The organism is Pirellulales bacterium (assembly GCA_019636335.1).
In the GTDB taxonomy this organism is placed as follows: domain Bacteria; phylum Planctomycetota; class Planctomycetia; order Pirellulales; family JAEUIK01; genus JAHBXR01.
In genome coordinates this window covers 1-20,049 of the sequence record JAHBXR010000016.1, presented here as the reverse complement: position 1 = coordinate 20,049, position 20,049 = coordinate 1, and the positions used below count along the sequence as shown (strand labels likewise).

The window sequence follows — 20,049 nt, the reverse complement described above, 5'->3', positions numbered from 1 at the left end:
GTCAACTTCCAGCCTATCGACGCGCGCGAAGTGCGGCAAGCGAATCACGCCTGCCCCTTGCTGCCCGCCCCATGCCCCGGATAGGTTGTTTCCGGCTGCCCTACTTCGCTCGGCAGCTTGCGAATCGCTACAACCGGCACCATCCCTCACCCCACGTCACCGGACGAATACTCATGGATGATCGAGCTCGTAAGTTCCTGCGTCAGCTCCTCGAAACCCCCAGTCCCTCGGGGTACGAGCGGCCCGTCCAAGATCTCGTCCGGGCGTATGTCGCCGATTTTGCCGAAAAGGTGACTACCGATCTGCACGGCAACGTCATTGCCGCGGCCAATACCAGCGCGCCTCTGCGGCTCATGTTTGCCGGCCACTGCGATCAAATCGGCCTGCTCGTGCAGCACGTCGACGGCGACGGCTTCATCTATGTGCAGCCGATCGGCGGCTGGGACGTGCAGGTGCTGATCGGACAGAAGATGACCATCTGGACCGACGGCGGGCCCGTGCAGGGCATCATCGCGCGCAAGGCGATTCACCTGCTGACGGACGAAGAGCGGAAGCAGATTCCCAAGATGAAGGATCTGTGGATCGATATCGGCGCGAAGAACAAGGAAGAGGTCCTCTCGATCGTGCGGATTGGCGATCCCGTAACGCTCGATCTCGACTACCGCGACTTGCGGAACAACATGGCCTTTTCGCCCGCCATGGACGACAAGTGCGGTCTGTGGGTCGTGCTCGAGGCCATGCGCCGCGCCTGCCAGAAAAAGCTCCGCTGTGCCTTGTACGCCGTCTCGACCGTGCAGGAAGAGATCGGCCTGCGCGGGGCGAAGACCAGCTCGCACAGCATTGACCCGCAAGTCGGTATCGCCGTTGACGTCACACATGCGACCGACTGCCCGACGGTCGACAAGAAGGAAGAGGGGGACGTGGCCTTGGGCAAGGGACCGGTGATTGCCCGGGGTCCGAACATGAATCCCCGCGTCGTCGAGCGACTGCTCCGCGCCGCCGAGGAGAAGAAGATCCCCTATCAGATCGTGGGCGAAAGCCGCGCCACCGGCACCGACGCCAACGCCATGCAAGTGAACCGCGGCGGCATGGCGACGGGTTTGGTCAGCATCGCCAACCGCTACATGCACAGCCCGGTCGAGATGATCTCCCTAGAAGACATCGACCACGCCGCTGACCTGCTGGCCGAATTCGCCCTCTCCATCGACGCCGAGTCGGACTTTGTGCCGTAAACGGAACACTAATTCCCACTAATCAACACTAATTCCCACTAATCAACACTAATTCCCACTAATCAACACTAATGATTGATTAGTGGGAATTAGTGCCGATTAGTGTTCCTTGTGTTCCCGCTCATCCCAAGTCGGTTTCGGCGCCCGAGGCGAGTCACCCGGTCCAGGGGATCGGTGTTCTTGGACTCGCAAGGCAAGGACGGCTTCGACGTGAGTTGAAATCCCGACCGACAGTGGCAACTCAATTTGAACTGCCATTTTGGCAATTCGTCGTGGGACACCAACGCAACGTGGCTGGCCGGTAGTGTCATGCCCTGAGTTGCAAGTCTCATTGTGTCAGTGGGTTGCGCCGTGAGTTTGTGTTTAATGTAGTCCTGGGCACGCGGAGTGCGTTTCTACGGGCCACAAACACCGCCGACTGCCAAAAGTTGACGCCGTGCGGTTGCGCGGTCTTCGTCGAGCATGCTTTGGCAGCCGCCGTGAACCGAAACGACCGTTGCCGCCCCACCTGCGGTGGCAACTCCCACCAAATACAACCCGCTCCTGCACACCAAACGAAAAATCAAAACCCCCCGCAGGGCACCTACAGGAGGAAATGGCTGTGGCAAAACAGATGGTCTTTGATGACGAAGCTCGGCAGCCGCTGGCGGCTGGAGTGTCGAAGCTGGCCAAAACGGTCCGCAGCACGCTCGGCCCCCGTGGTCGTAACGCCGTGCTCGACAAGGGCTGGGGCTCGCCCAAGGTGACCAAGGACGGCGTCACTGTGGCCGAAGACATCGAGTTGGAAGACCCGTACGAGAATCTCGGCGCGCAGCTCGTGCGCGAGGCCGCCAGCAAGACGAACACCGTCGCTGGCGACGGCACGACCACGGCCACCGTGCTGGCCGACGCCATCTTCCGCGAAGGTCTGAAGATGATCGCCGCCGGTCACGATCCCATGGCCCTCAGCCGGGGCATCACCAAGGCCACCGACGCCATCGTCGAGGCGATCAAGAAGATGGCCACCAAGGTCAACGACAAGGACAAGAAGCAGATCATGCAGGTGGCCTCGATCGCGGGCAACAACGACCCCACGATCGGTGAAGTGCTGGCCGACGCCTTCATCAAGGTCGGCAAGGACGGCGTCATCACGGTCGAAGAAGGCCGCCAGATGGAGACGACCGTCGAAGTGGTCGAAGGCATGCAGTTCGACCGCGGCTATCTCTCCCCACACTTCGTCACGAACCAGGACAACCAGACCGTCGAACTCGACAACTGCGCTATCCTGATCTACGAAGATAAGATCTCGAGCGCCAAGAACCTCGTGCCGTTGCTTGAGGCGATCAGCAAGGCCAAGAAGCCGCTGTTGATCATCGCCGAGGACGTCGAAGGCGAGGCCCTCGCCACGCTCGTCGTCAACAAGATGCGCGGCATCTTGAACGTGTGTGCCGTCAAGGCGCCCGGCTATGGCGACCGCCGCAAGGCGATTCTCGGCGACATCGCGGTGTTGACCGGCGGCACGGCGATCTTCAAGGATCTCGGCATCCAGCTCGACGCCGTGAAGCTCTCCGACCTGGGCACGGCCAAGAAGCTCATCATCGACTCGGAGAACACCACGGTCGTCAACGGCGGTGGCAAGAAGGCCGAGATCGATGGCCGCGCCGAGCAGATTCGCCGCGAGATCGACGTGACCGACAGCGAGTACGATCGCGAGAAGCTGCAAGAACGCCTCGCCAAGCTCGCCGGTGGCGTGGCCCAGATCAACTGCGGCGCCGCGACCGAGACCGAAATGAAGGAACGCAAGGCCCTGATCGAAGACGCCAAGGCCGCCACGCAGGCCGCGCTCGAAGAAGGCATCGTCCCCGGCGGTGGTGTCGCCTTGCTCCGCAGCGCCAAGGCCCTCGAAGGGCTCAACCTGCCCGGCGATGAGGCGATGGGCGCACGCATCATCCAGAACGTCCTCGACATTCCGTTGCGCTCGATCGCCGACAACGCCGGCCTCGACGGCGCGGTCGTCGTGAATCGCGTCCGTCAGATGAAGGGGAAGAACGATGGCTACGACGCCGACCGCGACCAGTACGGCGATCTCGTGGCCGCCGGAATCATCGATCCGGCCAAGGTCGTGCGGACTGCCCTGCAGAATGCCGCCAGCGTAGCCGGCCTGCTGCTGACAACCGAGGCCCTCATCACCGAGATCCCCAAGGAAGAAGAGGAAGAAGCGGGCCACCACCACGACGACCATGGCATGGGTGGCATGGGTGGCATGGGCGGAATGGGAGGTATGGGGATGGGCGGAATGGGTGGCATGGGCGGCATGATGTAAACCCCGTGCGGCCTCAGCGGCCCATAGTCTCTTCCTTCACGAATCGAACTAGCACCAAACACATACAACGAATCCAGGAGTGATATCGATGTCCAAGAACAGCCTGAAGCTGCGACCGTTGGATGACCGCGTTGTTGTCGAGCCACACGAAGCCGAGCAGGTCACGGCCGGCGGTATCGTGCTGCCCGACACCGCCAAGGAGAAGCCGCAGCGTGGCACGGTAGTCTCGGTCGGCCCCGGCAAGCTGCTCGACAGCGGCGAGCGCGGCCAGCTTTCTGTCTCGGTCGGCGACGAGGTGATCTTCGGCAAGTACGCCGGCACCGAGATCGAAGTCGGCGGTCGCGACGTGAAGATCCTCCGCGAGTCGGACATCCTGGCGAAGGTCTTGGCCTAAGGCCCCTCGCCGCTCTCTACACACCACCCGAACTCTACTTGAGAGGAGCCGGAGATCGTGGCTAAGCAAATCATGTTCGAGCACCAGGCGCGGGCCAAGATGCTCCGCGGCGTCGAGAAACTCGCCGACGCCGTGGCCGTCACCATGGGCCCGACTGGTCACAATGTGATCATCGACAAGTCGTTCGGCGGACCGACCGTCACCAAGGACGGCGTCACTGTCAGCAAGGAAGTCGAGCTCGAAGACCCGTTTGAAAACATGGGCGCGAAGCTCGTCAACGAAGTCGCCTCGAAGACCTCGGACGTCGCCGGCGATGGCACCACCACTGCCACCGTGCTCGCCCGGGCCATCTTCAAGGAAGGGACGCGCAACATCGTCGCGGGCAGCAACCCGATGGCGGTGCGCCGCGGCATCGAGAAGGGGGTCGAGGCGGCTGTCGAGTACCTCCACTCGATTGCCAAGCCGGTGACCAGCAAGGAGCAGATCGCCCAGATCGGCGCCATCAGCGCCAACAACGATCGCGAGATCGGCGACCTGCTGGCCGAAGCCGTCGAGAAGGTCGGCAAGGACGGCGTCATCACCGTCGAAGAAGGCAAGACGATGGAGACGACCCTCGAACTGGTCGAGGGCATGCAGTTTGACAAGGGGTACCTGTCCCCCTACTTCATCAACAACCCGACCGAGATGAACTGCACGCTCGAGGATGCCTACATCCTCATTCACGAGAAGAAGATCAGCAACCTGCGTGAGCTGATCCCACTGCTCGAGAAGACGATTCAGTCGAGCAAGCCGTTGCTGATCATCGCCGAGGACGTCGACGGCGAGGCCCTCACCACGCTGGTGGTGAATCGCCTGCGCGGCGTGCTCAACGTGTGTGCTGTCAAGGCGCCGGGCTTCGGCGATCGTCGCAAGGCGATGCTGGGGGACATTGCCGTCCTCACCGGTGGCACGCTCATCAGCGAGGAACTGGGCCTGGAACTCGAGAGCATCTCGCTCGATTACCTGGGCCGCGCCAAGCAGATCCTGGTCGACAAGAACGACACCACGATCATCCAGGGCGCCGGCAAGCCGGCCGACGTGCAGAAGCGCATCCAGCAGATCCGCAACCAGATCGAAGCCACCGAGAGCGAGTACGACCGCGAGAAGTATCAGGAGCGGTTGGCCAAGCTCACCGGCGGCGTGGCGATCATCTCGGTCGGCTCGGGTTCGGAAGCCGACATGAAGCAGAAGAAGGCTCGCGTCGAAGACGCTCTGCACGCCACGCGCGCGGCGGTCGAAGAGGGCATTCTGCCGGGTGGCGGCGTGGCCCTGCTCCGTGCGGGCGAGGCCGTAAGCAAGGCCCGCGACAAGGCCAAGGGAGACGAGAAGATCGGTGTCGACATCGTGTTGCACTCGCTGTCGGCCCCGATGCGTCAGATCGCCAACAACTGCGGCATCGACGGGGCGGTCATCGCCGACGAGGTGCTGCAGAAGCCGACGAACATCGGCTACGACGCCAACAAGGGCGAGTACGTCGACATGCTCAAGGCAGGCATCATCGATCCCTTGAAGGTGGTCCGCTCGGCCTTGCAGAACGCCGCCAGTATCTCGGGACTCATGCTCACGACCGAGGCCCTGGTGACCAACATCGATAAGGACGATAAGAACAAGCGTCGCCCGGAGGGGAGTGTCCGCTAAGCGGATGCCGGCTCTCGAGCGCGTAATCGGAACGACGCCAACGGGTCACCTCGCAAGGGGTGGCCCGTTTCGCCGTGCCGGATCGAATTGGGGCATACGAACTTTGCGGCAAGGCCTATAATTTCCTGTCTCGCGTTGTCTTTGCCGGCTTGTGACCCATGGCCACTATGGCGTCCAAACGTTGTTATTACGAAGTGCTCGGCGTCGAGCGAACGGTCTCGAAGGACGAGATCTCGGTTGCTTATCGCAGGCTGGCGATCAAATTCCACCCCGACAAAAATCCGGGTGATGAAGAGGCCGTAGCGCGCTTCAAGGAAGCCGCCGAGGCGTTCGAAGTCCTTGGCGATGCCGATAAACGCGCCCGCTACGATCGCTATGGCCACGCCGGCGTCGACGGCGCCGCGGGGCGCGGGCCCCACTTCACCGATATCAACGACATCTTCGAGGCCTTCGGCGATATCTTCAGCGGAGGTGGCGGCGGCTTCGGCGATATCTTTGGCGGCGGCCGTCGGGGCAATCGTCAGCGGCGCGGCGCCGATGTCCGCTCACAGGTCACGATCGATTTGATCGAGGCCGCCCGCGGCGTTGCCAAGGTGATCGAGTTCGATCGCCATGTCGCCTGCAGCGATTGCCAGGCGACCGGTGCCAAGCCCGGCACCCAGCGCGAGACGTGCCGCTACTGCGGCGGCCGTGGCCAGGTGGTGCAGGCCAGCGGCATCTTCCGTGTGCAGACCAATTGCCCCTCGTGCCATGGCCAGGGGAGCTACGTGAAAGAGCCCTGCCCAGGCTGCTCGGGCGAAGGCTACGTTCTCGAACGTGTGAAGCGCGAGGTGCGCATTCCGGCAGGGGTCGACAGCGACACGCGCCTGCGAATCGAGGGAGAGGGGGAGCCCAGCCCGAACGGCGGCCCGCGCGGCGATTGCTATGTCTTCATTACGGTGAAGGAGCATCCCCTCTTCCATCGCGATGGCCAGCACCTGATTTGCCAGGTGCCGCTGACGTATCCGCAGGCCGCGCTGGGCACGACGATCGAAGTGCCGACGCTCGATGGTCGCGAAGAATTGGAAATACCGGCTGGGACGCAACCGGGGGCCGTGTTCAAGCTGCGCGGTCGCGGCATGCGCGATCCGCGCCGCCGCGGCGTGGGAGATCTGCTCGTGCAGGTGGTCCTCGAAGTCCCCAAGAAGCTCGAGCCGCGCGAAGAGGAGTTGCTCCGCGAACTGGCCGAGGTCGAGCACACCAACGTCAGCCCCCACCGCAAGAGTTTCTTTGAGCGGGTGAAGGAATACTTCAGCCTGCACGACGAGACGGAGAAGTCGGAGGACTGAAACCATGAGCGAACCTACGAAGACCGACGATGACGCCGACTCGGCCGCGAACGAGATCTCGGACGCCGAACGCCTTGCCGTCGAGTTGAACGAGGCGAAAGACCGCGTGCTGCGCGCCCAGGCCGAAGTAGAGAACGTGCGTTGGCGCGCCCGCCGCGAAATCGAAGAGCAATCGCTCTACGCCCAGGCCCCGTTGATGACCGACCTGCTGCCCGTGCTCGACAATGTCGGGCGCGCCATCGAGGCCGCCGAGAAGCATCCCGATGCGGCCGGCCTGCTCGAGGGCTTCAAAATGGTCGCACGGCAACTCGAAGACGTCTTGGCACGTCACCACTGCACGCCCATCTCGGCACTGCACGAAGCCTTCGATCCCCACAAGCACCAGGCGATCCTACAGCAACCGAGCGCCGAGTATCCCGCCGGCACGGTGCTGCTGGTGGCGCAACCTGGCTATCAACTGCGCGACCGCGTGTTGCGCCCGACCCAGGTGATCGTTTCGTCGGGCGAAGCGAGCTAGCGAACACTTTTCACGGGACCATCGCTCCAGGAACGCGTATGCCGACCTACGACTACGTTTGCGACGCCTGTAACCACAGCTTCGAGCTCTTCCAGGGCATCAAAGAGGCCCCGAAGAAGAAGTGCCCCGAATGCGGCAAAGCGAAATTGCGCCGTTTGTTCGGCACCGGCGCGGCGATCGTCTTCAAGGGCTCGGGCTTCTACCAGACCGACTACCGTAGCGACTCGTACAAGAAACAGGCCGCCGCCGACAAGCCGTCCGAGTCAAAATCGAGCGAATCCAAATCGAGCGAGTCCAAGTCATCCGAATCGAAGAGCAGCTCGTCCTCCTCGAAGAAAGCCGCGAAGGAATAACGTCCAGGCGGGACGGTTTAACGCCAAGACGCAGAGACGCAAAGCCTGGCGAACAAGCTGTCTAGCCTGTGCCACTTCGCCCGTACCTGCGTCCGCGAAAACACTGGCCTTCCTCATTCTTGGCGTCTTTGCGTTAAATCGTCTTCAAGCTCTCTAGTTGACGCTGATCGATGCCAGTCATCTGCCCCACCTGCCGCCAGCCGTTCGATCCGCAGTTGAGTACGAGCATGCCTTTCTGCTGCGATCGTTGCCGCCAAATCGACCTGGGGCGGTGGCTGGGCGAGGACTACTCGGTGCCTGTCGCGCGCGACCCCGACGACGAAGAGTTTGGGGATGGCGAGTCGGCGGAGTGACGCGCGCCAGCGCGAGTTGTGTCGAGTGACATCCATCACAAGCCGCGGCGTGACTTCAAAACTCACGCCGCGGCTTGTGATATTTGAAGCCACGCTGGGCGATTTCCAGCCCCGACTTTCATGATTCGAATACCCTGCAAGTAGACAAACTGGGCCGAGCTTGCCGGTTGGGTGGACTGCGGTCATAATCCTGGCACCTACGTCTTGAAGGATCGAGCACTGGGAGCCATTCATGCCCGACGATCGTGGAACGCTACGCGAGATTGCGTGGCGCGAGCTCTTCCCCTGGTTGATTCTCTTCCGCACGGTGCGCCCGGCGCTGGACCCGCGCAAGCTGCTGCTGGCTGCGCTGGCGATCGTCTTCACGTCGCTCGGCTGGTGGGCCTTGGGAAGGCTCTTCGAAGGCTCCGACGATCCACTGCTGCGCAACTCCATCCGACAGCAGCAGGTATGGCCCTGGAACGCGTCGGTGTCGGCGTCGGTTCCTGTCACTGTCGCCGTCCCGGCGCTCAATGGTCCCAGCGCTTATCTGATAACTGAAGCCGGCGTCCCTTTAGAGGGAACGGCGCCTCGAACGATCACCGTTGGCGATCTCCCCGCACCGATTCCGATAGATGCCGCGGTGGTATCGGAGTTTGGTCCCCGTCGCTTCATCACGTTCGCGCCAGATTATTCAGAATTCGAAGGAAACCCAATTGCACAGGTCTGGCAATCGCTGACCGCACCCTTTTGGCGACTCTTCGACGTACGTCTCACGCTGGCCGGATTCACCTACTTCTTGCTCTGCGCCTTGTGGGGCACCGCCGTTTGGGCGTTCGCTGCTTCAGCCATCACACGCATCGCCGCGGTCGAGCTGGCGCTGGAAGAGCGATTGAGTGTCGGCAGCGCGATCGGCTTTGCCCGCGGTCACTGGGTCTCGTGCTTCTGGGCGCCGGTTTTCCCGTTGCTGGGAGTGTTGTTGGCAGTCCTCTTCATGTCACTCGGCGGCTGGCTCTTGCGCTTCGACAGCACCATTCTGCTGCTCGCCATCATTTGGCCTCTCTACTTGTTCGCCGGTCTCGTGATGGCCATCCTGCTACTCGGCTTGGCGTTTGGCTGGCCCTTGATGTGGCCGGCCATCAGTTCGGAGGGAACGGATCTCTTCGACGGCATCAGCCGTTCCTACAGCTATGTTTTTCAGCGCCCGTTGCACTACGTTTTCTACATCTTTGTCGCCGCGGGATTTGGCGTACTGGCCTGGTTGCTCGTCTCCTTCGTCGGCAATTCGGTGATCCAACTCAGCTTTTGGGGCGCCAGCTTCACGGGAGGGGCCGAACGCACGAGCGAGATTATGGCCGTGGCGACGGGCCTCGAAAACGAGTCGTTCGGCAGATTGGGAAACGCTGGCGTCTCTCTGTTGGCGTTCTGGGTCGGCTGCGTCCGCGTGCTCACCCTCGGCTTTGCCTTTTCGTACTTTTGGGTCTCTTCGACGGCCATCTACCTGCTGCTCCGCCGCGCCGCCGATGCCAAGGAGATGGACGAGGTCTATACTGAACTAGTCGGCGATGCCCACGGTCTGCCCCCCCTCGCGCGCGATGCGGCCGGCGTGCCCATGGCGCCGCACGAACCGGGCGAGACCAATGGCGAGTCCCCCGACGACCTCGCCAGTCCGCCCCCCGAGGACGACGGCCAGTAGGCTCACCCGATGAACTTCTTCCACGATCTCGTCGCTCCGCTCGCCGATTGGGGCTCGCTCGATACGTGGATCGTCATCACCGGAGCCCTGGCGGCGATGGCTTGCGCCCTGCCCGGCAACTTTCTCGTGCTGCGGCAGCAGAGCATGATGGGCGATGCGCTCAGTCACACGGCGCTGCCCGGCATCGCGATTGCCTTCCTCGCCACGCATGCCTTGCGCACGGCAGGATTGATCGCCTGGGAGCCCTATTCCGCCCCCTGGCACGCCGCCATGTTTGCCGGTGCCGTCGTGTTGGGCATTCTGACGGCCGTCTTTACCGAGGCCATCCAGAAGCTGGGGCATGTCGAAAGCAGTGCGGCGTTGGGGGTGGTCTTCACCACGCTCTTTGCGCTGGGGCTGATCCTGATTCGACTGGCGGCCGATCGCGTTCATCTCGATGCCGACTGCGTCCTCTATGGCTCGATCGAAACGGTCGTGATGGACACGTGGGGCACGAGTGGCATTCCCCGCGCCGCGGTGGTTAATGGCTCCATGCTGCTGTTGAACCTGGGGCTCGTGGCCTTGTGCTTCAAGGAACTGCGCGTGGCGGCCTTCGATCCGGGGCTTGCCACCACACTCGGCATCGACGCCACCAAGATGCACTACGCCCTCATGGCGATCACCGCGGCCACGCTGGTGGCCGCCTTCGAAAGCGTAGGCAGCATCCTGGTGATCGCCATGCTCATCGTGCCGGCCTCGACGGCCTACCTGCTCACCGACCGGCTCTGGCTCATGATCGTGTGGAGTCTGGTCGTGGCGGCGCTCGCCGCCGCGCTGGGCCATGTCGCCGCGATCACGCTCCCCGCGGCGATCTTCAGCCGCCTCGGTTTCGACACGGTGCGCGACGCCAGCACCGCGGGCATGACGGCCGTGGTGGGGGGCAGCTTGTTCGTCGTGGCGCTCTTCTTCAGTCCCAAGCAGGGGGTCTTCGTGCGTGCCGTGCGGCAGAACCTGCTTGGGCTGCGCGTCGCCTGCGAGGACGTGCTGGGCCTGCTCTATCGGCTCGACGAGATGCAACTAGGGCACACGACGGCCTCTGTGCGCAAGCTGTTGGGCGAACGGCGCAGTGGCGCGGCGATCGTGCAGCGGATGGCGCTCTATAAGCTAGTGCGCGAGGGCAAGATCGTTCCCGAGGCGGCCGGTTATCGCCTGACCGACAGCGGACGACGCGCTGCCGAGGAGTTGGTGCGCTCGCACCGATTGTGGGAAACGTTCCTCGAACGCCACTTCGAGGATCTGAGCGGCGCACGCCTCCATCGCTCGGCACATGCCATGGAGCATTTCATCGGTCCCGAGTTGCGCGAGGAAATCGCCGAGGCGCTCGATCGCCCCGAGACCGATCCCCACGGCAAGGCGATTCCGCCGCGCGCCACGGACGAGAACTGACAGCATCCTGGAAACCCAGCCCCCCTTTTTCACGAAAACGCCGGGCCCAGTGTCGCGAGAGTACGCTTCGCCTTGAGCCTTGCAGAGGCCAGGGATATGATTCGAGCGGGACCAGGGAATGCTCGTCGTCGGCGCTCGCCCGCGAGCGGTCGTGTTGGGGAAATGCTCACTCGCTCGGGAAACGCCGCATCGATGAAGGCCTTCGACGCCACGCAATACTATTTCGATCGCGCCGCCAACCAGATGGACTTGTCGGAGAATATCCGGCGCCTGTTGGCCACTCCCAAGCGCGAGATTCAAGTCCAGGTCGCCGTCGAACGCGACAATGGCGAGATCGCCACGTTCATCGGCTATCGCGTGCAGCACGACAACACGCGCGGCCCCATGAAAGGCGGCCTCCGCTATCACCAGGATGTCGATCTCGACGAGGTTCGCTCGCTGGCGGCCCTGATGACCTGGAAGACGGCCGTGGTCAACATTCCCTACGGCGGCGCGAAAGGGGGCATCGCCGTCAACCCCTCGCAGCTCAGCTCCTGGGAGCTCGAACGCATCACGCGCAAGTTTGTCGACGAGATTCACGATCTCGTCGGCCCCGACACGGACATTCCGGCCCCCGACATGGGGACGAACGCCGCCGTCATGGCGTGGTTCATGAATCAGTATTCCAAGTACCACGGCTTCGCGCCGGCGTGTGTGACGGGCAAGCCGGTCGAACTGCACGGCCTGCCCGGCCGCGAAGAGGCCACCGGGCGCGGCGTCGGCATCTTTGCCTACAAGCTGGCCACCCGGCTGAAACGCAAGCCAGCCGAGACTCGCGTCGCCATTCAGGGATTCGGCAACGTGGGGACGCACGCGGCGAAGTTCCTGCACGAGAGCGAGTTCAAGGTGGTCGCCGTCAGCGATGTAAGCGGCGCCTACTATCGCCCGGGCGGGCTGAACATTCCGGCCGTGCTGCAATACGCGCTCGAGCATCAGGGACAGCTCACCGGCTATCCCGAAGCCGAAAAGATCACCAACGTTCAACTGCTGGAGCTCGACGTCGATTTGCTGATCCCCGCGGCGCTGGGGGGCGTCTTCACCGCGGAGAATGCCGCACGCGTGAAGGCGCCGTTGATTATCGAAGCGGCGAACGGCCCGATACTGCCCGAGGCGGATGCCATCTTCGACGAACGTGGCACGATCGTGCTGCCCGACATTCTGGCGAATGCCGGCGGCGTGACGGCCAGCTACTTCGAGTGGGTGCAGAACCGCCAGCACTATCAGTGGGGACTGAATCGCGTTCGCCAGGAGCTCGATCACATCCTATCGTCGGCGTTCGAGTCCGTCTGGGAATTGGCCTCGCAACGTAAGGTAAGCTTGCGGACGGCGGCTTACATTGTCGGCATTGGACGCGTCGGGCGGGCGACGATCCTGGGAGGAATCCTGTGAACCGAGAAGTGAATCTGCTCCCCACGCTACGGCAAGTGCCCATCTTCCGCGATCTCACCGACCAGGAATGCACGCGTTTGTGCCAGGCGGTCGAGATCCTCGAGTTCAAGCCCGGCGACGTGTTGTTGTACGAGGACGGATCCGATCGCCATTTGTGGGTGATGCTGTCGGGCGTGTGCGAGGTGGTCCGTTTTGCGGATGCCCACGACAATGGCGATCAGGAGCCGGTCGTCCTGGCGACGCTCGAGCCGCACAGCCAGTTCGGCGAGATGTCGTTCTTTCGCGCCGCGCCCCACTCGGCGAGCATTCGCGCGACGACTCCGGTGAAGCTGATGCGTATCTCGCGCAAGGATTACGATCGCCTGGTCGAAGAAGGTTCGGCCGCCGCGTACAAGCTGGCCTGCAACGCCATCGAAAGCCTCGCCGATCGGTTGGAACGCATGGACGAATGGGTCGAAGAGCTCGTGCGCAATTCGCCCAAGACGGCCCCCACGCCCCCCATCGGCGAGTGGGAAAGCTTCCGCCAGCGTCTCTTCACGAGCTGGAACATCTGACCGCTCGGTTCGCGATAGCGTCGCGGCAAAGTCACGTGTACGACGACTTCTGAGGCACGTGGACGTCGCCCCGATAGGGCTCGTGGACGAGATCGCCCAGGATCTGAATGGCGCGTTCGATTTCAGCTTCGGTCACATCGAGGTGCGTCACGGCGCGAATGTCCAGCCGGCTCATGGGCAGCATCAGCACGCCCGCCTCGCGCAGGCGACCGGCAAAGGTGGCGGCATCGGTGAGGCGCGAATCGACGCGAAAGATGACGATATTCGTGTCGACCGATGGCGTGCTCAATTGCAGTCCGTCGAGTTGGCGAATCGCCTCCCCCAGCTTCTGCGCGTGGGCATGATCCTTGGCCAGGCGGTCGATGTGGTGCTCGAGCGCGTAGAGGGCTCCCGCGGCGATCACGCCCGCCTGACGCATGCCGCCGCCGAAGAGCTTGCGGTGCCTCCGTGCCAGGCGAATGAGATCGCGCGGGCCGGCCAGGGCCGAACCGACCGGCGCCCCAAGTCCCTTGCTGAAGCAGACGCTGACGGTGTCGAAATGTTCGGACCATTGCCGGGCCGCGATCCCGGTGGCCACTTGCGCATTGAACAGTCGGGCGCCGTCGAGATGCGTGCGCAGGCCTTGTTCGTGGGCCCAGCGACAGATCGAGTCGACCGAATCGTAGGGGAGCACGCGGCCGCCGCCACGATTGTGCGTGTTCTCGAGACAGACGAGCCGGGTGCGCACGAGGTGGTCATCCTCGTGTCGCACGAGCTCGGTGAGCTGGTCGACGTGCAGGATACCGCCATCTCCTTCGACGGTGCGCGTCGCGACGCCGCTGAGGACCGACGCGCCCCCCTGCTCGTAGTTGTAGATGTGGCAGCCGGCCTCGCAGATCAATTCGTCTCCCGCCAGGCAGTGCGTGCGCACGCCAAGCTGGTTCGACATCGTGCCCGAGGGGACGTAGAGGGCGGCTTCCTTGCCCAGCAGCTCGGCGGTGAGTTCTTCGAGCCGGATGACCGTGGGGTCTTCGCCGAAGACGTCGTCGCCGACGGGGGCCTCGGCCATGGCGCGACGCATCGCCACGGTCGGTTGCGTCAAGGTGTCGCTGCGCAGGTCGATGGGGCGTGTCTTGGTCACGTCGTCTCCTTACGGGTGTGGCTCGGTCATACGCGACACTTGGTTTGGAGTCCCGTTCGCCCGGCCGAGCCTTGCCCGGGTTGTAACGCACGCCACGACCAGGCTGCAAGCCGCGGGCCAGGAGGGCCGAAAGTCTGTCCTGACCAGTGGTTCTGGGGCTTTCGCAATCTCCCTCTGCTGGCGAGAATGAACCTCGCTCGACGCGCGGTGTCCCCACCCTTCGGGACCTCATCGGACTCTGCTGCGTTCGTCAGTTCCTTCCCCATGAGTTTGTCGTTCCCCAGCCTGCCGTATGCCTTCACTGAATATTACGCGAATCGATGCCGCCCGAGATGATTTGTCGGCGGCCTTGGCGCGCATTCGCGACCGTTTGAGTCCGCGTGGCAACATCGTCAGCGAAGCGGGCCGCCGCCGCACGATCGAGGTGTTCGGCGAACCGCTCACCCCGCAGCAGGTGGTCGAGCGCATCTGCACCGATGTCCGCCAGCGTGGCATGCCCGCCCTGCTCGAATATTCGCACAAGCTCGACGGCGCGCAGCTCGACGCACCGTCGCTACGCGTTCCCGCCGCCGAGCTCGAACGGGCACACGCCGCGGCTGATGCCAGCTTTCTGGCGACGATTCGCCGCATTCGCGACAACGTGATGCGGTTTCAATCGGCCATTCTCGCCCGCGACGTGCAGATCGAGCTGGAGGGAGGCGGCTATCTCGCACAACGCTACCTTCCCCTGGCACGGGTGGGCGTCTGTGTGCCAGGCGGAGCGGCGGCCTACCCATCGACGGTCTTGATGACGGCCGTGCCGGCCCAGGCGGCCGGCGTGCGAGAACTGGCCGTGATCGCCCCACCGACGAAGTTCGGCGCCTACAATCCCGACCTGCTGGCCACGTGTCACGAGCTTGGCATCCGCGAGGTCTATCGTATCGGCGGAGCCCAGGGGGTTGCTGCCCTGGCTTATGGGGTCGAAGGCATCGCCAAGGTCGACAAGATCGTCGGACCGGGCAATATGTTCGTAGCGCTTGCCAAGCAATTCGTCTTCGGCGAAGTCGATATCGATTCGATCGCCGGGCCGAGCGAGGTAGTCGTCGTGGCGGACGAGACGGCACGCCCCGATTTCACCGCGGCCGATCTCATTGCCCAGGCCGAGCACGCTCCAGGCGCGAGTATTCTAGTCAGTTGGAGCGAGAAGCAGCTCGACGACACGGTGGCCGAACTCGAACGGCAGTTGAACGAGCTCTCGCGCGGCGAGTTGGCGCGACAGAGTCTCGAAGATTTCGGCGCCTTGATCCTGGTGCGCGATGCCCGCGAGGCAGCCGAAGTGGCCAATTCGCTTGCGGCCGAGCATCTGCACATCGCCGCCGAAAACGCCGAAGAAATTCTCGCTCAGATCCCGCACGCCGGGGCGGCCTTCCTTGGTCACTACAGCCCCGTGGCGCTGGGTGACTACGTGGCTGGTCCTTCGCACGTCCTGCCGACGGGAGGCACTGCTCGCTATGCGAGCGCCCTTTCGTCGAACGACTTCGTTCGCGCGACGAGCGTGATCAGCTTTAGCCGGGTGGCGATGGAACAGGTCGCCGGCGATGTACAAACCATGGCGGACAAGGAGCAACTCACGGCCCACCGCTACAGCGTCGATGTTCGTTTGCAGGGTTCGCAGCCGGAAGGCAAGGTGTCGCCGTGACGTCGTATTTCCGGCCCGAGATCGACGCAATGCAGGGGTATGTGCCGGGCGAGCAGCCGCCGCCGGGCAAGTTCATCAAGCTCAATACGAACGAGAACCCCTACCCGGCGTCCCCCGCCGTGCGACGCGCCGTGGAGATGGCGCTGAACACGGGTCTGGGACGCTATCCCGATCCTACCGGGACCGCGTTCCGCCACCGCGCGGCGGCCCTGTTCGATGTCGAGCCCGACTGGATCCTCTGCGGCAACGGTAGCGACGATATTCTCACGATCGTCACGCGAGCGTTCGTGAGCGAACGACAGCGGCTGCGGCTTCCCTACCCCAGCTACATCCTCTACCGTTCGCTGGCGCAGCTTCAGGGGGCGACGAGCGAGGAAGTCTACTTCCGCGCGGACTGGTCCCTGCCGACGGAGTTTACCGAGGGGGCAGACGATCTGCGGTTGGTCTTTTTGCCCAATCCGAACAGTCCCTCGGGCACGGTGCTTTCGCCCGAGACGATTCTCGAAATCGCCGAGCGACTCCCCTGCCCTCTGGTGGTCGACGAGGCGTATGTCGAGTTCGCCGACACGAACTGCATGTCGCTCGTGAAACGTAGCGATAAGATTCTCGTCTCGCGCAGTTTGAGCAAGTCGTACGGTCTGGCGGGGCTGCGTTTTGGCTATCTCGTGGCGCAGCCTCACATCATCGCCGGGCTGATGAAAGTGAAGGATTCCTACAACTGCGACAGTCTCTCGATCGCCGCCGCCACGGCCGCCATCGACGATCAGAGCTGGCTCGCCGAAACCCGGGCCAAGGTGATCGCCACGCGCAGCCGGCTGACCGGAGAAATGCGTCAGCTCGGCTTCGACGCGGTCGATTCGCAGGCCAATTTCGTCTGGTGCCCGCACCCGGAAATCGCCGTGAAACCTCTGTACGAGCAGCTTAAGGCTCAGAACATCCTGGTCCGCTACATGGACTATCCGGGCTGGGGGGACGGGTTGCGTATTTCGGTCGGTACCGACGACCAAATCGACGCCTGCCTGGCGCTATTGCGCGGTATGGTTTAGCATGTCCAGAACCGCCAAAATCCAGCGTCAGACCAACGAAACGAACATCACCGTCGAGCTCGATCTCGACGGCAGCGGCGCCGCACAGATCGCCACGGGCGTCGGCTTCCTCGATCACATGCTGACGCTCTTTGCACGTCACGCATGCATCGACCTCGCGGTCCGTGCGCAGGGGGACCTGCACATCGACGATCACCACACGGTCGAGGACGTGGGTATCTGCATCGGCCAGGCGTTGCGCCAGGCGTTGGGAGACAAGCAAGGCATCCGCCGCTACGGCCACTTCACGCTGCCGATGGACGAGACGCTCGTCACATCGGCGGTCGACCTGGGGGGGCGGTATTACCTCGTCTTTCAGGCGGCGTTTCCCACGCCCAAGATCGGCACCTTCGATACTGAGCTGGTCGAGGACTTCTGGCAGGCCGTGGCGGCCAATGCCCTGTGCAATCTGCACGTCGTGCTGCACCACGGGCGGAACTCGCACCACATCGCCGAGGCGATCTTCAAGGCGTCGGCCCGCGCCCTGCGCATGGCGGTCGAGCACGATCCCCGTCAGACCGGTGTGCCGAGCACCAAGGGCACGCTAAGCTCGTAGTGCCTGGCGACGAGTCTTCGGTCGAAGTTCAGTAAGGAGCGCGAGACCATGCGTGCTATCGGTGTGTCTGTCCATGCGCCATTGATCGTGCTGCTTCTGACGGGTTGTACCGCGGAACCGAAATCGACGTCGCCGCAGTCGGTGGACTCGCAAAAAGTCTCGATGACTCAGGCCAGCGAGTTGGCCGAACACGCCGCACCCTCGTCCGGGCTGAAGCCGATCGACGCAGCCGCACTGCAGGCCACTATTTCGGCCGCCGCCAAAGAGATGCTAATCCCCGGTGCGGTGGTTCTACTCCGCACGCCGCAAGGCGAGTTCGCCGTCAATTATGGGACAACCGAACTCGGCGTAACGACGCCACCAAACGCGGAGACTCATTTCCGCATCGCTTCGAACACCAAGACGATGACGGCGACCGTTATTCTGCAGTTGGTGCAGGAAGGCAAACTGAAGCTGGACGAGCCGATCTCGAAGTTCGTGCCGGGCGTACCCGACGGGGAACTCATCACTATCGCCGAATTGCTCGAGATGCGGAGTGGCCTCTACAACTACACGAACTCCGCAGAGTTCGCGTCGCAACTCGATCATGATCCTGGCAAGGCGTGGACGACCGAAGAGCTTTTGGCGTTGGCCTTCAAGCATCCCTCTCCGGCAAAACCGGGCGCCGAGTTTGAATACTGCAACACGAACTACGCGCTCTTGGGACTCGTCATCGAGAAAGTAGATGGCCGACCGCTGGCCGCAGCGATGCACGAGCGATTGTTTAAACCTCTCGGCATGACGAACACGCTGCTACCGACCGCCGATTCGAACAAGATTCCCGCACCTTTTTCACACGGTTACTTGTACGGCAGCACGTCGGTGGCATTGTTCGGCACGCCTTCTTACACGCCCGAGATGGTGGCCGAAGCGAAGGCCGGCACGCTCTTGCCCCACGACTACACGGCACTGAACCACAGCTTCGCGGCGGCGGCCGGCGGGGTGGTTTCAACGGCCCGTGATCTGGCCATCTGGATCGAGGCACTCGCGACCGGGCGCGTCTTCAACGCCGAATACCAACGCGTGTGGCTGGACAGCCCTCGGTCCGAGGACCCGAGCAAGCCCGAGGGGCAGGCGTACGGCTACGGCATCTCGATCATACGCTGGGGGCCGAACGAGTACTACTTTCACGGCGGCGAGACACCCGGCTTCAACTCGTTCATGGGCTACGACCCCGAGAACAAGGTGACACTCGTGGTATGGACGAATCTCACGGTCGACCTCGATGAAATGCCGACGGCGAACTCGCTGATGCTCGAGGTGCTCGATCAGATTTATGTGGTGTCGCCGCTGGGGCCGGCGCAAGCGCCTGCGAAGTAGCCACACCAATCATTGTCACACACGGGGTTTGTGACCTACGCGCACAGCGTACGCCGAATCAATCGAGGAAGAAATCAGGCAGCAGGTCGTGGCCTGGTTCCATCGCGTACTGATCGAAGTCGGTCACGCCGTGCTGACGCAGCACGTCTTCGTCGAGGAAGAAGTTGCCGGTCGTCGTGCGGCTGTCGCTGGTAAGGATGTGATACGCGGCGTCTGACATGATCTCCGGCTTGCGGCAGGCGCTTTTGAGCTGGGCGCCAGCCACGTGTTCGATCGCCGCGGTCCAGATGCCAGTGCGCGGCCAGAGCGCGTTCACCGCGATGCCGTCGTCGGCGAACTCGGCCGACATGCCCAGCACGCACATGCTCATGCCGTATTTGGCCATCGTGTAGGCGACGTGGTTCTTGAACCACTTGGCCTGCATGTTCAGGGGGGAGGCGAGATTCAGGATGTGCGGATTCGATCCCTTGCGCAGGTGCGGAATGCACAACTGCGAGCACATGAACGTACCACGGGCATTGATCTGGTGCATCAGGTCGTAACGCTTCATGGGCGTTTCGAGCGTGCCGGTGAGGCTGATCGCGCTGGCGTTGTTGACCAGGATATCGATGCCGCCGAAGGTCTCGACCGTTTTGGCGACGGCGGCGGCCGCCTGCTCGTCGGAGCGGATGTCGCACATGATGGCCAAACCCTTGCCACCGGCTTTCTCGATGTCTTCGACGGCGGTGTGGATCGTGCCCGGGAGCTTGGCGTGCGGCTCGGCCGTCTTGGCGGCGACGGCGATATTGGCGCCATCGCGCGCGGCACGCAGGGCGATCGCCTTGCCGATACCGCGGCTGGCTCCGGTGATGAAGATGGTCTTTCCGCGTAACGAGCGCTCGGCCATGTGGTGCTCCTCGGACAGGTGGCAGCCGGCGCGTCGATCGGTTCCCCGCGCGCCGTTATGAAGCCCAGTAGCGTAAACGGCGAACGTGGGCTTGTCGATGGTTGGGGCGGCCGCAACTGCCTGAGAG

At 63.2% G+C, this 20,049-nt stretch carries 18 protein-coding genes; 16 read left to right on the top strand and 2 right to left on the bottom strand.

Annotated features, from left to right (window positions below):
- The first annotated feature begins 173 nt into the window (after positions 1–173).
- From KF708_15845 to KF708_15790, 12 genes are all read left to right on the top strand, one after another.
- Positions 174–1,232 (top strand): M42 family metallopeptidase, encoded by a 1,059-nt coding sequence (locus tag KF708_15845; GenBank protein MBX3414161.1) that lies wholly within the window; start codon positions 174–176, stop codon positions 1,230–1,232.
- A 613-nt stretch (positions 1,233–1,845) separates the two neighbouring features.
- Positions 1,846–3,534, top strand: a complete 1,689-nt coding sequence (gene groL, locus KF708_15840; GenBank protein MBX3414160.1) for a chaperonin GroEL — start codon at positions 1,846–1,848, stop codon at positions 3,532–3,534.
- An 88-nt stretch (positions 3,535–3,622) separates the two neighbouring features.
- On the top strand, positions 3,623–3,928 hold the full coding sequence (gene groES, locus KF708_15835; GenBank protein MBX3414159.1) for a co-chaperone GroES: 306 nt from the start codon (positions 3,623–3,625) through the stop codon (positions 3,926–3,928).
- A 72-nt stretch (positions 3,929–4,000) separates the two neighbouring features.
- Positions 4,001–5,605 (top strand): chaperonin GroEL, encoded by a 1,605-nt coding sequence (gene groL, locus KF708_15830; GenBank protein ID MBX3414158.1) that lies wholly within the window; start codon positions 4,001–4,003, stop codon positions 5,603–5,605.
- A 167-nt stretch (positions 5,606–5,772) separates the two neighbouring features.
- On the top strand, positions 5,773–6,933 hold the full coding sequence (gene dnaJ / locus KF708_15825; GenBank protein MBX3414157.1) for a molecular chaperone DnaJ: 1,161 nt from the start codon (positions 5,773–5,775) through the stop codon (positions 6,931–6,933).
- 4 nt (positions 6,934–6,937) lie between these two features.
- Complete coding sequence (gene grpE, locus KF708_15820) at positions 6,938–7,450, top strand: nucleotide exchange factor GrpE (GenBank protein ID MBX3414156.1); 513 nt, start codon at positions 6,938–6,940, stop codon at positions 7,448–7,450.
- 38 nt (positions 7,451–7,488) lie between these two features.
- Entirely contained in the window at positions 7,489–7,803 is a 315-nt protein-coding gene (locus tag KF708_15815) for a zinc ribbon domain-containing protein (protein MBX3414155.1), read from the top strand.
- Positions 7,804–7,973: 170 nt separating this feature from the next.
- Positions 7,974–8,156 carry a DNA gyrase inhibitor YacG gene (yacG, locus tag KF708_15810; protein MBX3414154.1) on the top strand — a complete coding sequence of 61 codons (183 nt, stop codon included), beginning with the start codon at positions 7,974–7,976 and terminating at the stop codon, positions 8,154–8,156.
- Positions 8,157–8,388: 232 nt separating this feature from the next.
- Complete coding sequence (locus tag KF708_15805) at positions 8,389–9,831, top strand: hypothetical protein (protein ID MBX3414153.1); 1,443 nt, start codon at positions 8,389–8,391, stop codon at positions 9,829–9,831.
- A 9-nt stretch (positions 9,832–9,840) separates the two neighbouring features.
- Positions 9,841–11,256: a metal ABC transporter permease gene (locus KF708_15800; GenBank protein MBX3414152.1), complete on the top strand. Its 1,416-nt coding sequence runs from the start codon at positions 9,841–9,843 to the stop codon at positions 11,254–11,256.
- 192 nt (positions 11,257–11,448) lie between these two features.
- On the top strand, positions 11,449–12,684 hold the full coding sequence (locus KF708_15795) for a glutamate dehydrogenase (protein MBX3414151.1): 1,236 nt from the start codon (positions 11,449–11,451) through the stop codon (positions 12,682–12,684).
- On the top strand, positions 12,681–13,238 hold the full coding sequence (locus KF708_15790; protein ID MBX3414150.1) for a cyclic nucleotide-binding domain-containing protein: 558 nt from the start codon (positions 12,681–12,683) through the stop codon (positions 13,236–13,238). Before KF708_15795 ends, KF708_15790 begins: the two co-directional genes overlap by 4 nt.
- Before the next feature lie 31 nt (positions 13,239–13,269).
- Here the strand turns inward: KF708_15790 and KF708_15785 are convergent, their stop codons facing one another.
- Entirely contained in the window at positions 13,270–14,298 is a 1,029-nt protein-coding gene (locus KF708_15785; protein ID MBX3414149.1) for a low specificity L-threonine aldolase, read from the bottom strand.
- 352 nt (positions 14,299–14,650) lie between these two features.
- Here KF708_15785 and hisD point away from each other — a divergent pair, with 352 nt between their 5' ends.
- From hisD to KF708_15765, 4 genes are all read left to right on the top strand, one after another.
- Positions 14,651–16,036, top strand: a complete 1,386-nt coding sequence (gene hisD / locus KF708_15780) for a histidinol dehydrogenase (protein MBX3414148.1) — start codon at positions 14,651–14,653, stop codon at positions 16,034–16,036.
- Between the two features lie 29 nt (positions 16,037–16,065).
- On the top strand, positions 16,066–17,082 hold the full coding sequence (gene hisC / locus KF708_15775; protein MBX3414147.1) for a histidinol-phosphate transaminase: 1,017 nt from the start codon (positions 16,066–16,068) through the stop codon (positions 17,080–17,082).
- A gap of 1 nt (position 17,083) precedes the next feature.
- Positions 17,084–17,677, top strand: a complete 594-nt coding sequence (hisB, locus tag KF708_15770) for an imidazoleglycerol-phosphate dehydratase HisB (protein MBX3414146.1) — start codon at positions 17,084–17,086, stop codon at positions 17,675–17,677.
- Between the two features lie 162 nt (positions 17,678–17,839).
- On the top strand, positions 17,840–19,036 hold the full coding sequence (locus tag KF708_15765) for a beta-lactamase family protein (protein MBX3414145.1): 1,197 nt from the start codon (positions 17,840–17,842) through the stop codon (positions 19,034–19,036).
- Positions 19,037–19,094: 58 nt separating this feature from the next.
- Here KF708_15765 and KF708_15760 read toward each other — a convergent pair.
- The coding region (locus KF708_15760) for an NAD(P)-dependent oxidoreductase (GenBank protein MBX3414144.1) at positions 19,095–20,049 on the bottom strand (955 nt) is incomplete at its 5' end.

What these genes read in the sequence shown, in the direction of transcription:
- KF708_15845 (MBX3414161.1), top strand. Translation starts at nt 174, where the DNA reads ATGGATGATCGAGCTCGTAAGTTCCTGCGTCAGCTCCTCGAAACCCCC.
- groL (MBX3414160.1), top strand. Translation starts at nt 1,846, where the DNA reads ATGGTCTTTGATGACGAAGCTCGGCAGCCGCTGGCGGCTGGAGTGTCG.
- groES (MBX3414159.1), top strand. Translation starts at nt 3,623, where the DNA reads ATGTCCAAGAACAGCCTGAAGCTGCGACCGTTGGATGACCGCGTTGTT.
- groL (MBX3414158.1), top strand. Translation starts at nt 4,001, where the DNA reads ATGTTCGAGCACCAGGCGCGGGCCAAGATGCTCCGCGGCGTCGAGAAA.
- dnaJ (MBX3414157.1), top strand. Translation starts at nt 5,773, where the DNA reads ATGGCGTCCAAACGTTGTTATTACGAAGTGCTCGGCGTCGAGCGAACG.
- grpE (MBX3414156.1), top strand. Translation starts at nt 6,938, where the DNA reads ATGAGCGAACCTACGAAGACCGACGATGACGCCGACTCGGCCGCGAAC.
- KF708_15815 (MBX3414155.1), top strand. Translation starts at nt 7,489, where the DNA reads ATGCCGACCTACGACTACGTTTGCGACGCCTGTAACCACAGCTTCGAG.
- yacG (MBX3414154.1), top strand. Translation starts at nt 7,974, where the DNA reads ATGCCAGTCATCTGCCCCACCTGCCGCCAGCCGTTCGATCCGCAGTTG.
- KF708_15805 (MBX3414153.1), top strand. Translation starts at nt 8,389, where the DNA reads ATGCCCGACGATCGTGGAACGCTACGCGAGATTGCGTGGCGCGAGCTC.
- KF708_15800 (MBX3414152.1), top strand. Translation starts at nt 9,841, where the DNA reads ATGAACTTCTTCCACGATCTCGTCGCTCCGCTCGCCGATTGGGGCTCG.
- KF708_15795 (MBX3414151.1), top strand. Translation starts at nt 11,449, where the DNA reads ATGAAGGCCTTCGACGCCACGCAATACTATTTCGATCGCGCCGCCAAC.
- KF708_15785 (MBX3414149.1), bottom strand. Translation starts at nt 14,298, where the DNA reads ATGCGTCGCGCCATGGCCGAGGCCCCCGTCGGCGACGACGTCTTCGGC.
- hisD (MBX3414148.1), top strand. Translation starts at nt 14,651, where the DNA reads ATGCCTTCACTGAATATTACGCGAATCGATGCCGCCCGAGATGATTTG.
- hisC (MBX3414147.1), top strand. Translation starts at nt 16,066, where the DNA reads ATGCAGGGGTATGTGCCGGGCGAGCAGCCGCCGCCGGGCAAGTTCATC.
- hisB (MBX3414146.1), top strand. Translation starts at nt 17,084, where the DNA reads ATGTCCAGAACCGCCAAAATCCAGCGTCAGACCAACGAAACGAACATC.
- KF708_15765 (MBX3414145.1), top strand. Translation starts at nt 17,840, where the DNA reads ATGACTCAGGCCAGCGAGTTGGCCGAACACGCCGCACCCTCGTCCGGG.